This window comes from Murdochiella massiliensis, from assembly GCF_900059565.1.
Lineage (GTDB): Bacteria > Bacillota > Clostridia > Tissierellales > Peptoniphilaceae > Murdochiella > Murdochiella massiliensis.
In genome coordinates this window covers 332,847-347,500 of the sequence record NZ_FIZW01000001.1, presented here as the reverse complement: position 1 = coordinate 347,500, position 14,654 = coordinate 332,847, and the positions used below count along the sequence as shown (strand labels likewise).

The window sequence follows — 14,654 nt, the reverse complement described above, 5'->3', positions numbered from 1 at the left end:
AACCTTCTTCGTTCACGCGGCGTCGCTGCATCAGAGTTTCCTCCATTGTGCAAAATTCCCCACTGCTGCCTCCCGTAGGAGTTTGGGCCGTGTCTCAGTCCCAATGTGGCCGTACACCCTCTCAGGCCGGCTACTGATCGTCGCCTTGGTAGGCCGTTACCCCACCAACTAGCTAATCAGACGCAAGACCATCTTTCACCGAAATTCTTTGACCTTCCCAACATGCGTTAGAAAAGTATCATCCGGTATTAATAGCCGTTTCCAGCTGCTATCCCGGTGTGAAAGGCAGGTTTCTTACGCGTTACTCACCCATCCGCCACTGTCCTGTACTATCTTCACCCGAAGGATCCGTCAGTACATTCTCGTTCGACTTGCATGTGTTACGCACGCCGCCAGCGTTTATCCTGAGCCAGGATCAAACTCTCAAAAAAAGTTTTGAGAGCCAATATCTTGACTCTAAATTTGTTGTTTGAATTATTTAAACTCAAAGTTTATTGATTGATTCAGTTGTTTAGGTTCGCGTCACGCGAGGTGACTTATACATATTAGCAACATCGTTTTGGTTTGTCAAGAAAAGGTGAAGATTTTTTTGTTCTTTTTCTTTTCTCGGCTCCCTCACGAGTGAAGCCGTCGATAAGAATACTAAAAGGTGCCTGAACTGTCAAGCACCTTTTCCAAGTTTTTTTCATTTTTTCTGTAGAGAAACGCTATTCCCCACTGATGAAGGTTTTTTCGCCAAATCAAGCCTTTCTATTGATAGAAAAGCATCTCATTGGGTCGATCTTTGGAAGATCTTCCATAGACGAGAATTACTGCTTCTCTGCCACATCATGCTTCTGCATAATAGGAATCAACATGTCCCTGTCCACTATTCCCATGCTGGAACGTCCAAACATGCCCATCGTATAGTAAAAATCCATTGGGTTATTGGGATCACATTTCTTCTTCGCCTCGTCGATATCCTTTTGATATGCCGCTTTTACATCCGGTGAATCAACTGTTGACAGTAGTCTTTTTGCCATAAGATCAATATCCTGGTGCATCTCTTCTACCGTCATGTTTGAGCGATAGTTTATGGCGTCCTCACCGCTTTCTCCAATGATTTGATCAAGCCTTAGATGATCATCTTCCATCGTTAAGAGCAAACGATAAACGCAACCGGAACCGGATGTTTGTGCTTCATTGGTCACAACCGTGTCGACTAACATAAGGATGGAATCATCTTTTTTAAACGTATCCATCACGTTAAATCGTTCAAATTTTGTCATTGAAGGATCTCTTGCGGTACTATCCCGTTCCATAGATTTCTTAGCCGCGTCTGATAATAGAATGGAGTGGGCTTTATTTTTCTTAAAGCCGTACCAATCCGATGCAAAAAACGCTTTAACCTGTTCAGTCACTTCATACATGGTACTATTTCTGGAAAAAGATACCTTTTCGTTGGACTCTTTTGATGTATCTTCATGAGACGCATCCGTTGCTACTTGTTCGCTTGCCGAAGCATCCTCCTCCGCTGAACGTCCTGTCTTTCCACATGAACTTAAAATCAATAATGAAAGTCCGCATAAAGCGAACGAAAGCATTGTTTTTTTAATATCCATAGTTGCCCCCAATCTTTAAGCCTAACCATTGGCGTGTAGAAGATATTCCTAACCCCAGTTTTTTTAATGGATAATTTCGTCTTGCTGTAGTGTGTGCTGAAATCACTATGTTTCCGGCATTACTTCCTGTTGAATGAACAATCATCGTATGATACGGAACACCTCCATCACATGAAGATCGTTACAACGTTTTCGTTAGTTGTCCCTTGCTCATGTAAAAAAGTCTATTCGTTACCTGAGACAAAAATCGCTCATCATGGCTTGCAATCAGAATGATTCGCTCCTTAGATGCATAGATCTTCAGCAGCTGCACTAATATTTCAATTCCTTGCGAATCCAATGCATTCGTGGGTTCATCTAATATAATGAGACGCGGTGCGTGAAGGAAGGCCGAGGCAAGACCTAATCGTTGCTTCATGCCCAATGAATACTTTCCGTACGCTTTGTTCTTCGCCTTTGCCAGTCCTACTTTGTTCATCATGTCGGATATTTCTTTATCCGTTATTTCCGACTTCAAATAGGAAAGCAATTTTAAATTTTGCTCTCCGCTCAGATAGGGCAAGGATGCCGGAGCTTCAAGGAGTAGTCCCACATCCTTTGGTAGATGATCGAAATCTACTTTATGCCCATCTATGTAACATTCGCCCTCTGTGAGCTGAATGAGTCCAAGAATAGCCCGAAAGAGCATCGTCTTCCCCGATCCGTTCTGTCCTACGAATCCATAAATTCCACCTTCTTCTATGTCCAACGTGACATTTTTCAAAACCCACTCTTCAGCCAACTTTTTTCCAACGTTTTTTAATTCAATCACGGTGTCCTCCTCACAGAACATCGACGTTCTTTGTTCGTCGATAATAGAGAATAAAAACCATAAAGAGATATAGCGCGCAGACTACAAGATTGAGAGGAAGCGAATATCCTTCCGGCTCTAAAAAATCTTGGCGAAAAACGAGAGAGCCACTGCCCAACAGAAATGGCGATGGTATCAAGCTAACTGCTCCTAACCACAAAAAAACAACGACAAGCCCCACTCGATACAGTATCCATACACTTAGAAAAAGCACTGCTGTAAGGAACACAATATTCTCTATGGTAAAAAACAGATGAATTCGTAAAAAAGACATCCATCCACTAACACCTCCGCCTTTGACCAATGCAAGAACGCTTAGCACAAGAACTAACGTCCCATGAAAAGCTATGCACAGGGTACATATGCTTCCAAGTCCTACCATAAAGTAAAGTCTTTTCGATCCGGACTGCAACAAGAGCTGACATCCGTTCGCTTGATAGTCCTTCCAAAAAGCATCGGAAAACAGCCACACAGGAAGGAAATGTAATAAAAACCACACAGAAGGAAGTCGATACATGGAAGCATCCACATGCAAGCCAACGTCATATTGAACGATCTGCATCCATGTCTCATAGGGAGATAATCCCATCTCCGCTCCCTCCTGTAATGCCATCCCCTGGAAAAGCGTAATAATCATCAGAATGAGAAGTGATTTCCGCAAGCAAAAGAAAAAATAATAGATGAGGTTGCGACTAAATAGCTTCATAGCACATCTCGATTGCGACAGGCATGCAAATATGTTGCGAAAATGAAGAAGACCCAAACGCCGAGTTCGATTTTTGCCATAGTGTTTAAGGCTACAACGCCATAGGGGAATCGGATCGATAGCTGGGCAAACCACTCGATGGGAAGCTGAAGAAGTCGAGCCAATCGGTTCCATAAAAAGTCGAAAACTTGAATGACAAAAAACGGAATAAATAGCCCCGCATAGCTTCCTTTTAACCAATAATTTATTGACAGCGACGCACACGCCAATATTCCCCCAAAAAGTCCACATCGTAATAATGCAAAAACAAGATAGAAGAAAGGGTGCTTCAGGAAAAACAGAGAAAAGATATTTTGACCTGACGCCGGAGGAATATAGTGTTCCGAAATGGGGATCATAGGAATTCGCGTAAAAATGATGGCATTCTGCACCATCCCCAAAAGAAGCAATACAGAAAAGCCGGCTAAAAAATTCAGGATATAGTGCGATCTGGTAATTATCTTTTGCCTCTTCTCTGTGCGAAAAGGAACAACAAGGCGATGTTTTTGATCTTCATAGAAGAGGTCGCTTGCCGGTAGGGCAACCATCACAAATGAAAGCCATCCTAATATCGTCGCCGGAATTCCGTTGGAGAAGGGTTGCCACATATTCCATGCGCTATTTAATGGAAACCAGTGTCTTACATCCAGGGGTATTTCCCCTCCATCTCCAAATGAAATATCCTGTATGGCTACGAAACAACAAATGAAGAGGATAGGAATGATCGCCCAAATGCGTTTTCGATAACACACCCGATACAAGTCAAGATTGAACATGTTTGGCCTCCAAAGGAATAAATTCAAGGTATAGATTACCTGCATTCCATTCACGATCATACAATTCAAGATATGCGCGCGGCTTCATAACCAATGCCGGTCGAACGGAATCGGCTTTTTGTGCAGCGCTAAGCAAAAACATAATGCTTCCTTCCACCGCGTTATTGGGCTCCAACACAAGTGCTCTCGTTTCGGGATCGCGAAGATTCTCAGAATATTCTTGTATGTCCGGGAAAATATAATCATTTTCAACCATAGCAAAAGGAAAGAGAGAAGCCTTCGGATCAGGCATATCGTCGCCTGTTTTTACTTGCAAGAAGATCGTACAAGTATGATAGGTTATTCCATCCAGTTCTTTCGTACCAAATGCGTAATCGGTCACCGTTACTTCGGTACCATCTACATTCAAAGTATATGGCAATGACTTTTGTACTTCTCGTACTTGATTTGGTATTTCACGATTGATCTGAAATATTTGAAAGGCGCAAAATAGAAAAAGCCCTACTAAAGCACCTATAAAGACTTTAAATCTCTTTGGCATTTTCATTCCTCCCTTTCTTTGATTAATACTTTTGCAGCGCAGTTGAGTCCCTTGTTTCAGATAGCGATGATAATTTTTAGCCTGCCGCGAATCGTTTTCCCTGTTTTGCCGACAACAATCTTACTTGTGTGTACCCCCCCCCCATTTTCTATCAAGACAACCTAACTGTCTACTCCAATTATAATACATGCTATATCGTTTTCACAAATACAAATGATGATTATAGTTTTGTAAAAATAGAGTGAAAATAACGAACCGACTTCCACTCAAAATCAAGAATCTACTGCCTCTTGTTTTTTTGAAGTCGGTTCATGATTAAGAATTCAGAACGAAAGGATCCCCCCCCTAAAACCACAGCGTATCGCGGTTGATGGGCGTTTGAAAGAGTTTTCGTGCTTCCTTTGGATATGCAGTTTGACCCATTACCCACATCAATTTCGTCACCACCGACGGCAGCGACATATCATAGGCTTCCCAAAGATCGAGATCTTCTTTAACATCCCGCCCCACGGCATAGACGGACATATCGCTTCCTTCATACGGTACCTGCGTAGTCATCACAATTGTTTTTCCTTCACGGATCAACTCCGCAACTGCATCACGATAAGCGCCTGCCCGATACGTTGGCAAACCGCCCACACCGAACGCTTCGATGATCACAGCGTGGAACGAACGACCAAAAATAGTGAGCATCTTCGGATCAAGGGAGGGCGTCAACTTAAACAGGCCCACAGCAGGATCGAGCGTGGAATAAAAATGAACCGGTGCGCTTTGACGCGCTTTGTCTTCAATATAGAAGGCGATTCGCTCCTCCTGGATCGCCGCCAACAACGGATAATTCACACTGTCAAAGGCATTGTAGCTTTTTGTACGCACCTTCTGCACACGCGTACCACAGATCACCTTGCCCTCGAACACGATATTCACGTCGTGGGCACGCGGATCGGCTGCAAAGCGCACAGCGTCACGCAAATTGACACGCGCATCGGTATTGTCGAGATTAATCGGTTTTTGTGATCCGGTAAGCACGATGGGCTTGGGCGAATGCTGAATCAAATAAGAAAGAGCTGCGGAAGAATAGGCCAATGTATCTGTTCCATGACAGAGAACGAAACCGTCATACGCGTCATAATGCTCTTCAATGGCCTTTGCCATGGCCAACCAATGGCATACTTCAATATTGGTTGAGTCGAGGTTGAGCAGCTGTACAGCATCTACTTCAATAGAAGGAGATAGCTCCGGCAAATACGCCAACAGCTCTTCAGCCGTAATCGCCGGCGTAAGTCCATCTTTTGTGGCCACCGATGCAATGGTTCCGCCGGTACCCAAAAGCAAAATCTTTTTGTTCATGGTCTCTCCCTCCCAAACGCAATTTTGACGATGGATTATCCATTCGACTACCATTGTCTTGCTGATGGAAAGCGAACACCGAAATCCACAGACATTATAAGGTGATAATACGATCGAAGCGAGGATCTTCTTCCGCATGTTCGTCATGTTTCACGTAGACGAAGGTAATATTCGGGTCTTGCAAAAGAATCTCCTCGATCTCGCGCGCACTGTCTGTATCCAAGTTGGAAGTTGTTTCATCGACAAGTATAACGTCTTTTTTGCGGATCAATGCGCGAGCGAGGGCAATGCGCTGACGCTCGCCGCCGGAAATATTCTCGCCATGCTCCAGCAGGTTCATATCCAGACCATCTTGATTGACGAAGCGGTCGATTCCGACAAGATGGGCAATGCGCTCGATCTCTTCGTTCGAAAAAGTATCGCCAAGCGTAATATTAAACCGCACCGTATTTTCAAAAATATAATTATTTTGCGTGATATACGCCATGTTCCGCACTCCGCGATAGGGAGAAATCACAGTTCCATCGATTTGAATGGCCCCTTCATCAGGAGCATCGACGCCGAAAAGAATATTCAGTAAGGTGGTCTTGCCGCTTCCGCTCGGTCCGACGATGCGTACATTTTCTCCACGCCGAATGGACACGTTCACAGCTTGAAAAAGTGTTTTATCTCCATACCTTTTTATCAATCCGGAGGCGGTCAGTTCGTGTTCAAGAATCGGCTTTTCCTTATCATCCTCCGCCTCTCCCTTTGAAAGGCGCGCGTATAAAGGACGAGCGCCTTTGACTTTGCTCAACAATTCCGGAAAGGAGGCGAGCGAATTATACAACTGACCCGTGAGATTTCCGGCGGTCAGAACCAACGAAATAGGGATGGCTCCAATAAAAATGAGTAGCGCCAAAACAAAGAGATTCACCACTTGGGCAATTACACTGGAAAGAGCGCTAATCTGTTCTAGGACGATAGAACGATGCTTTAACGAGATCCATGCCTCGTTGAACGCACGGAACAGCGGCATATGTGCTTCCTTAAAGCCACGTGAAAAATCAAAAACAGCATACACCTTTCTTCCATTAAAGAGATCCGTAAGGTGATGAAGAAAGGTTTCGTTTGCTGTGGAATACTCTTGCACCATTCGTTCGCTATAAGGCCCCATCTTGCTGTTGGTTATAACAATGACACCGAAAAGAACCAAGCTGACGCACGCGAGACGCCAATCAATCCACAATAAGGCTGCCAAAGCCATGGCAATTTGAAGCCCGTTTTCAACACTACTAAAATACGGATTGAAAAAGTTGTTCTCCAGCAAATCCATATCGCTCGTCAGATTGGATATTTCGTAGCCGCTCAAGCGAGAGATTTGTATTTTGCGCATTTGTAGCTGTTGGTCAATAATGTATTGCGCCTGAAAAATCTTCATCGCCGCATCGGTTGCTAAAATAATGAAAACGCCGAAAAAGTTGACGCCAACAGCCCGGATCAACCGATGAAAATCCTGTGCGATGAGTGCCTCTAAAAGCAGAGCCATGGCAAAGTTGTAGAGCACATTGGCGGCAACGTTCAACGTCGTGAATGAGATGGTGAGCCAATACGCCTTATTTTTTCTCATTGCCCCGCCCTTTGTGTCCTTATTTTTTCTCATCGTTTCCCCCTTATGCACGGATACGTATTTATAGACAAACCACTTGAGAATATCCCAAACGATGAATACCTGCTTCGGACGATTTTAGGCCTGTTGTTTCTTTCTCATCTTTTTCTTCTTGAGCAATTTTAGGCGGAAAAACTCCTCACGCTCTTTTTCTTCGAGCGATTGCGCAATAAAATCACGATATATTTTATATTTGGGAATTTGCACCTTTTCCAGAGCATTGGCACGCTTCTGTGTTTTCAGCATCTCCCGCTGCAGACGATCCGCCGCGTCCGTAACCGAAGCCAATTCCAACAGGATACTCTTAAACTCCTGCATGGCTCCGGTCGCAAAATCGAGGGTAATGTGTACGGTGTCATAATCCAGCTCATCCTTCGTGCTTTCCTCATAGTGCAGATGGGTTACCTCTACGCCCATATAGGAGCGGTTACTCAAGGTAATGGATTCGTCAAAAGGCATGCCGGCAGCGATGGATTCCAGTCGATAATGTCCCATGGCCACTGTGGCGTGCTTCAGCTTTTTCTGAAAATCCGCGCTCACGGTTTGCAGGCGCGCTTCCAGATCCGCTTTTTTCTTCTGCTCGGCATTGGCCGCACGCAGAAGAACGACGCGTTTTTTGTCCAAAAGCGTATAGCTGGACTCCATCAGCGCAAGCATCGCTTTCACTTTCATTAAATTAGCTTTGGTCGGTGTAATCTTAAAAAAGGCCATGTCTCACCGCTTCAAATACTTTTCTTTCATTTCCGGACTGATCTGCGAAAGTTCGCCTTCCGGCAACAGTGCAAAAAGTTCCCAGCCCAAGTCGAGTGTCTCCTCAATGGAACGATTTTCCGTGAATTCCTGTTGCAGGAATCGCTTTTCAAACGCGTCACCAAAAGCAAGGATTTTGCGGTCATCTTCGCTCAAATCGTCTTCACCGATAATTTGTGCGAGATTGCGCACTTCCTGCGCTTTGGCGTAGGAGGCATAAATTTGGCGCATAACGTCGGCATGATCTTCCCTCGTGAATCCTTCCCCGATGCCGTCTTTCATTAAACGAGATAGGCTCGGCAGAATATCGATGGCCGGATAGATGCCGCGGCGGGACAGTTCGCGCGAAAGTACGATCTGTCCTTCCGTAATATAGCCCGTCAAGTCCGGAATGGGATGCGTGATGTCGTCATTGGGCATGGAAAGAATCGGAATGAGCGTAATCGAACCTTTTCCGGAACGAAGGATACCGGCGCGCTCATACATGGCAGCCAAATCGGAATAGAGATAGCCCGGAAAGCCCTTTCGGCTCGGCACTTCCTCACGAAGGTTGGAAATTTCACGCAACGCCTCGGCATAAGAGGTAATATCCGTTAACAAGACCAACACGTGCTTGTGTTCTTCAAACGCCAGATATTCCGCTGCCGTTAAGGCGCACTTCGGCGTGATCAAACGCTCCATGACCGGATCGTCCGCCAGATTGATAAAGCTTGCGACCTGATCTTGTACGCCGGCGGCACGGAAGGTTTCTTCAAAGAAATCCGCTTCATCCTTCTGCACGCCGATCGCCCCGAAAACAAAGCAAAAGTCGTCGTCCGAATGACGAATTTGCGATTGCCGGATGATTTGTGCCGCAATGCGGTCATGATCCAGACCGGATCCGGAGAAAATCGGTAACTTCTGTCCGCGGATAATAGTCATCAAGCCATCAATGGCGGAAATTCCGGTTTGAATAAAATTCTTGGGGTATTCGCGAGCGACCGGATTCATGGCGGAACCGTTGATATTATAGCGTTTATTGGAAAATACCGCGCCGCCGCCGTCGATGGGATTGCCCAAGCCGTCGAACACGCGGCCCAGAATGGAGGCGTTGAGCGGAATGGAAAGCGGATGGCCTTCAAAGGTGACCACGGCGTTGTCGACACGCATACCCGTAGTATCGCCGAAGACCTGCACCATGGCTAAATCGTCTTCGATCGCCATGACTTGTCCGGTGTATGTCTTGCCTTCAGAGGTGATGGTGACAATTTCGCCGTAGCCCACATCATGCACTTTATCGACGGTAACGATGGCGCTCTCCAGATGCTTCAGTTTAATGTACTCAATATTCACGACGCATCCTCCCCCTGATATTGCATTTTCAACGCATCGTAATGCGAAACGATAGCTTCTTCCAGATCGTCAATGGCTGATAGATTGTCGTTTGCCACATTGTATTTCATCATGGTGACCTTCTGATACAGATCATCATCACGTACAATGCGCAAAGGCGCATGCAGACGCAAAAGATCCCTACCGTTTTCATAAAGCGTGTTGATGACCTGCAGCATCCGCACCTGCTTTTTGAGCGGTACATAGGTGTCCTGTGCATGAAAAGAATTTTGTTGCAGATAGCCGACGCGAAGAACGCGTGCAATTTCCAATACCAAACGCTGTTCTTCCGGCAAAACATCCGCCCCGACGAGAGAAACGATGTCGTTGAGCTTGCTTTCTTCAAGAAGAATGCCCATCATCTTCTTGCGAAGCGCCATCACGTCCACGTCCGTACGATCCAGATAATCATTGGTTAACAGCTCGGTATAGCCGGAATAGCTATTCATCCAATTGATAGCCGGATAATGGCGCGAATAGGCCAATTCCTTGTCCAAGCCAAGGAAGACCTTCACATAACGCTTCGTTGCTTCCGTCACCGGTTCCGAAAAGTCGCCACCGGCAGGCGAAACCGCACCGATTAGCGTTACCGATCCGGTGGAAGCATTAAGGTTTTCCACGCGACCCGCCCGTTCATAGAATTGCGCGATACGCGAGGAAAGATAGGCAGGATACCCTTCTTCCGCCGGCATTTCCTCCAGGCGGCCGGAGATTTCTCGCAGAGCCTCCGCCCATCGCGAGGTGGAGTCCGCCATCAGGGCGACATCATAGCCCATATCGCGATAGTATTCCGCCATGGTAATGCCGGTATAAATAGACGCTTCTCGCGCTGCCACCGGCATATTCGACGTGTTGGCAATCAGCACGGTTCGGTTCATCAGGTTTTCTCCGGTATTCGGATCGATCAGTTGCGGAAAAGAATCCAGAACATCCGTCATTTCGTTTCCGCGTTCCCCGCAGCCGATGTAGATAATGACGTCCGCATCGCAGAACTTCGCAATCTGATGCTGCAGCATGGTTTTTCCCGTACCGAAACCGCCCGGAATCGCTACGGTTCCCCCTTTCGCAATGGGGAAAAAGACATCCAGTACTCGCTGACCGGTCACCAATAGATCATTGGTCGAAAGACGGCGGGAAACCGGACGTGGACGACGCACCGGCCAACGCTGCATCAACGTAAGCTCGTGACGAATCCCGTCCTGTTCGACGATGGCCAAAACATCATTGACGGTATACTCTCCGTCCGCAACGCAGGAGATGACCTTTCCGGAAATACCGTTCGGCACCATGGCGCGATGCTCGATCAGTACCGTTTCTTTGCAGGTGGCAAAGACTTGTCCGGAAGAGAGCGTATCACCTTCGTGGATCTTTATCGACACCGTCCATTTTTTTGCAGCATCCAGCGCCGGCATCTTGACGCCGGTGGCCATGAAATCGCCATGAGCATCCTGAATACGTTCCAGCGGACGTTCAATGCCGTCAAACATATTCATCAGCAGTCCCGGCCCGAGAACGACGGAAAGCGGTTCACCCGTTGCATAGATCGCATCGCCGACCTTGAGTCCTTCCGTCTGCTCATAGACCTGAATGACGGCACGATCTTCATCCAGTGAAATGATCTCGCCCAGTCGACGGTTCTCGCCCACTTCCACCATTTCATGTATGCCGAATCCATTCATGCGCGTCCCGCGTATAACCGGACCGTTGATGGCACGAATGATACCTTCTGCGGTCTTATTCATGCGCTTCTCCTTCCGCTTCCTGAATTGCACCGTTCATCAGCCAGTCGTTGAGTGCGCGGCCGATTTCATATTCATTGTCCTGAATCAAATAATGAAAGGTGTGGCGCGTGCGTTTTGCCTGCTGGCGATCCACGAGAACAAAGCCGCCGATTTCTTCCTCCGGCATGCTTTTTACCGGCAAATCTTCACCGCAGATTTCTCTGGCCAGATCCCGATCGCGATCCAACACATGGACTTCCGCCACATCCATTTCTTCCAGTGCAGCGCGAAGATGCTTTTTCATCCAGTCCGCATATTCCGGCGTCTGTGCAAAATCGGCAAATTTTTGCCGAATGGAGGCATTTAACGCATCGAGGCACTTCTTCTGTGTTTCCAAAAAGATGCGCTGATTTTCCTGCCGATGTACGACCAGACGCTCATGGGCTTCGCGCCTTGCGCGATCCACATGCTGTGCGATATACTGCTCGCTCTCCCGCGCTAAGCGGGCTCTACGTTCTTCAATGAGTTTTGAATTCTGTGTCGTAGAATCGTAGAGCATTTGTTCGGAGCGGCGTTTTTCCTCCGACCAGATCATGTTGCGAAATAAGGCCAATTTACTTTGTAATTCAACCATGATCAACTCTCCTCCTGTTCCGGAAGAACGACGACAATCGGCTGATGGTGTTTCGCCCGAAATGCATCAATTTCTTCCTGTAAGGCTTCCGCCACATTTTTCGACAGATAGAGCACGCCCAGATCCTTATCCTCCACCGCCATTTTCCACTCATCGGAAAGAACGGTGTTCTCGTCCACCTCGCGTGTTTGAATGCCACTTAAGCGTGAGCCGAGCGCCAATTCTCTATCGTCGGTAATGAGCTTCATGTGCATAATCGCCTCTTAGCCGATTTGGCCGAGAATCATGATGGAGATAATCAAGCCGTAAATTGCAATACCTTCGGCAAGCCCCACAAAGATGAGCGTTTTACCGAGGATGGATTGGTCTTCGGAAACTGCACCGAGAGCAGCCGAACCGCAGGCGCCGACGGCGATACCGGTGCCGATGGTGGCCATTCCGGTGGAAAGCGCCGCACCAAGGTAGGCCAAGCCGCTTGCCGCATTATTCGCATTGCCCTGCGCAAAGGCGGTAGAAGGCATGAATAAAATCAATGCCATCAAAATACAGGGAGCAAAACAGGTCAGATTCAACCGAAGCGCATGTTTTAAGCGCTTTTTGGAGGAATCCGTATTCTTATAAAGCAAATAAAAACCCGAAGAGATGGTTAATACGACAATAATGGTGGATAACGTTAAAATGGGTGCCACAGTATTTCTCCTTTTCCGTATGCGTACAAAACACTACCGATGCTGAAACATTTTTTTTGCATCAATAAAGGGTTTGCCGTCGCCAACATAATACTTGCCGAACAGCTCATAATATTCCAAACGAAGGGACTGAATAAACACGATCAGTCCTTCAAGGCCAATGATGACAATGTTACCGATGATGAGCATCGCCACATTTCCCGCACCGCCCATCATCTTTCCCATGGTTGAGAAGGCCATGAACAACCCGACGTGGTTGATGGCGAATGCGCCGACACGAATGAAGGAAAGCGCGCCGGAAAAAATGGAAATGAGCGCTTCCAAAAGGGAAAATCCGGTTTCGACGTAGTAATCTCCCACCCCCTGGTGATAAAGCGGCCGCTTACGTAGCAGCAGATTCGTTAACGGCTGCTGGAACAAAATTCCGGCTAATGCGGCGACAATCAGGGCAGTCAATACACCCGAAGGAAGAACAGGTTGGACAGCAACATTAACCACCGTCAACAGAAGCGAAAGGTACAGAACAAAGCCGCATAATCCTTCTTTACCGAACCAGGCTTCCTGGTACTCCTTCCTTCTCAACTTATTCACAATACCGAGAAGATAAGCGATGCTTGACAGCACCACACCGAAAAGGATGGCGGCAATAAGCACTGTGTTGATGTTTTCAAACGGTCGCACAACGAGAGCGGGAATGACCGTTTCCAGACCGAAGAACGACCCGTAAGCCAGGCCGAACGCCATCGAGGCAATGCCCATGCGAAAGACCACGCCGCCTAAATTGGGATGGCGCATCTTTTTCAAAAGCAAGCCGAGCAGAGCAAAGACCGCTCCCTGCCCCAGATCGCCGAACATCGCGCCGAAGAGAAGGACATACGTAATGGCGAAAAAGCCGGTAGGGTCCAACTCCTTGTAATTCGGTGTACCATACATGTTCACCATCGCTTCAAACGGGCGAACAATCGCTGCATTCTGTAAGCGTGTCGGCGCCTTCTCGGATACGTGTTCTTCATCAATGAACTGTACAAAGGTATCTTTGAAACGAGCAATCGTCCGACGAAAAGCTTCCTCCTCCTTTTCACTCACCCAGCCGGTAACATAAAAGTAGGATTTCCCGCGAGCAAAATACTGTTTTGCGTTGTTTACCGCGTCATTTAATGAAGCGGCATAATATAAGCCTTCAAGATCTTGTTCATGGCGATCGATACGTGTTTGTTTTTCTTTTTCCAGAGCTTCTAGCTTATTCCCTTCTTCTTTAAGGCTCTCTTCCATTAAGCGAATGCATTCTTCGTTCGTCTTGCCTTCCGAAAAATCGGGATTGAGCTGTTTCCAGTTAAGGCGGTCTTCCAGGCGATGAATTTCATTTTGCACCTTGTTCGGATAGACCAAAAGATAGAATTCCTCTTTTTCGATCGCACCGAGATGCAAAATCGCCGCCGGAATTTTTTCATAGCCGGAGCGAATAGCTCGTCGTTCAATCGCGGTAAGCGTACCAAATTCATACGCAAACTGTTCCAGACTTTGCAGCGCGGAATAGGCAATGTCATTTGCCGAAAGTAGGCGTAACAGGCTCAAGTCCGTTTTCACCTGTTTTTGCTTTTGACGGATCGTTTCGATTTCCGCATCCAATTCCATTAAGCCGGCCAATACCGCTTCCTGTTGCGTGGTCAGCTCCGTCGTGAGATTCGGTTGGGCAAAAATGTCGCCCATCTCGCGGGACTTCCGTTGCAAGTAGGTCAATGCGGCCTGTCGCCGCTCTCCGGTACCACTTTCTTTTTCAAACTGACGCACCGTGGAAACGTCCACCGTTTTCGACAAATTTTCTTCCGTCACCGGAATGGTGAAGGAATAATTTTCGATCATTTTTTCCGCATCCAATAGATGCAGGCCGCCGGTGCGAAAAAGGGCGAGCACGACGGGCGAAAGTTGCTCAATAGGGGCAACCAGCTGCATCATTTTCATTCGTTGAATTGCCAAA

Annotated in this window: 14 protein-coding genes and 1 rRNA gene (1 of these 15 only partly in view); all 15 read right to left on the bottom strand. The window is 47.0% G+C overall.

The features are described 5' to 3' along the window. A 16S ribosomal RNA gene (locus BN3910_RS01590) occupies positions 1–431 on the bottom strand (it extends 1,093 nt beyond the left edge of the window). 378 nt (positions 432–809) lie between these two features. Then, complete coding sequence (locus BN3910_RS01585; protein WP_066923664.1) at positions 810–1,601, bottom strand: hypothetical protein; 792 nt, start codon at positions 1,599–1,601, stop codon at positions 810–812. 181 nt (positions 1,602–1,782) lie between these two features. Beyond that, complete coding sequence (locus BN3910_RS01580) at positions 1,783–2,412, bottom strand: ABC transporter ATP-binding protein (protein ID WP_197457212.1); 630 nt, start codon at positions 2,410–2,412, stop codon at positions 1,783–1,785. 10 nt (positions 2,413–2,422) lie between these two features. Then, positions 2,423–3,040, bottom strand: coding sequence for a hypothetical protein (locus tag BN3910_RS01575; RefSeq protein WP_148417311.1), 618 nt, complete (start codon positions 3,038–3,040; stop codon positions 2,423–2,425). Positions 3,041–3,153: 113 nt separating this feature from the next. Next, positions 3,154–3,972 carry a hypothetical protein gene (locus tag BN3910_RS01570; RefSeq protein ID WP_066923657.1) on the bottom strand — a complete coding sequence of 273 codons (819 nt, stop codon included), beginning with the start codon at positions 3,970–3,972 and terminating at the stop codon, positions 3,154–3,156. After that, entirely contained in the window at positions 3,959–4,513 is a 555-nt protein-coding gene (locus BN3910_RS01565) for a hypothetical protein (protein ID WP_066923655.1), read from the bottom strand. The genes BN3910_RS01570 and BN3910_RS01565 overlap by 14 nt, the downstream gene beginning before the upstream one ends. A gap of 345 nt (positions 4,514–4,858) precedes the next feature. After that, positions 4,859–5,863: an asparaginase gene (locus BN3910_RS01560; protein WP_066923652.1), complete on the bottom strand. Its 1,005-nt coding sequence runs from the start codon at positions 5,861–5,863 to the stop codon at positions 4,859–4,861. A 94-nt stretch (positions 5,864–5,957) separates the two neighbouring features. Continuing rightward, positions 5,958–7,505, bottom strand: a complete 1,548-nt coding sequence (locus BN3910_RS01555) for an ATP-binding cassette domain-containing protein (protein ID WP_066923649.1) — start codon at positions 7,503–7,505, stop codon at positions 5,958–5,960. 84 nt (positions 7,506–7,589) lie between these two features. Then, the gene (locus tag BN3910_RS01550) at positions 7,590–8,222 is read right to left on the bottom strand and encodes a V-type ATP synthase subunit D (RefSeq protein WP_066923647.1); all 633 of its coding nucleotides are present in this window, start codon (positions 8,220–8,222) and stop codon (positions 7,590–7,592) included. Between the two features lie 3 nt (positions 8,223–8,225). Further along, entirely contained in the window at positions 8,226–9,593 is a 1,368-nt protein-coding gene (locus BN3910_RS01545) for a V-type ATP synthase subunit B (RefSeq protein WP_066923644.1), read from the bottom strand. Then, on the bottom strand, positions 9,590–11,374 hold the full coding sequence (locus tag BN3910_RS01540) for a V-type ATP synthase subunit A (RefSeq protein WP_066923642.1): 1,785 nt from the start codon (positions 11,372–11,374) through the stop codon (positions 9,590–9,592). Before BN3910_RS01540 ends, BN3910_RS01545 begins: the two co-directional genes overlap by 4 nt. Further along, positions 11,367–11,987: a V-type ATP synthase subunit E gene (locus BN3910_RS01535; protein ID WP_066923640.1), complete on the bottom strand. Its 621-nt coding sequence runs from the start codon at positions 11,985–11,987 to the stop codon at positions 11,367–11,369. Before BN3910_RS01535 ends, BN3910_RS01540 begins: the two co-directional genes overlap by 8 nt. Before the next feature lie 2 nt (positions 11,988–11,989). Continuing rightward, entirely contained in the window at positions 11,990–12,241 is a 252-nt protein-coding gene (locus tag BN3910_RS01530) for a V-type ATP synthase subunit F (RefSeq protein WP_066923638.1), read from the bottom strand. A 9-nt stretch (positions 12,242–12,250) separates the two neighbouring features. Further along, on the bottom strand, positions 12,251–12,676 hold the full coding sequence (locus BN3910_RS01525; protein ID WP_066923636.1) for an ATP synthase subunit C: 426 nt from the start codon (positions 12,674–12,676) through the stop codon (positions 12,251–12,253). Between the two features lie 33 nt (positions 12,677–12,709). Next, positions 12,710–14,653 carry a V-type ATP synthase subunit I gene (locus BN3910_RS01520; RefSeq protein WP_148417310.1) on the bottom strand — a complete coding sequence of 648 codons (1,944 nt, stop codon included), beginning with the start codon at positions 14,651–14,653 and terminating at the stop codon, positions 12,710–12,712. Between the last annotated feature and the right edge of the window lies 1 nt (position 14,654).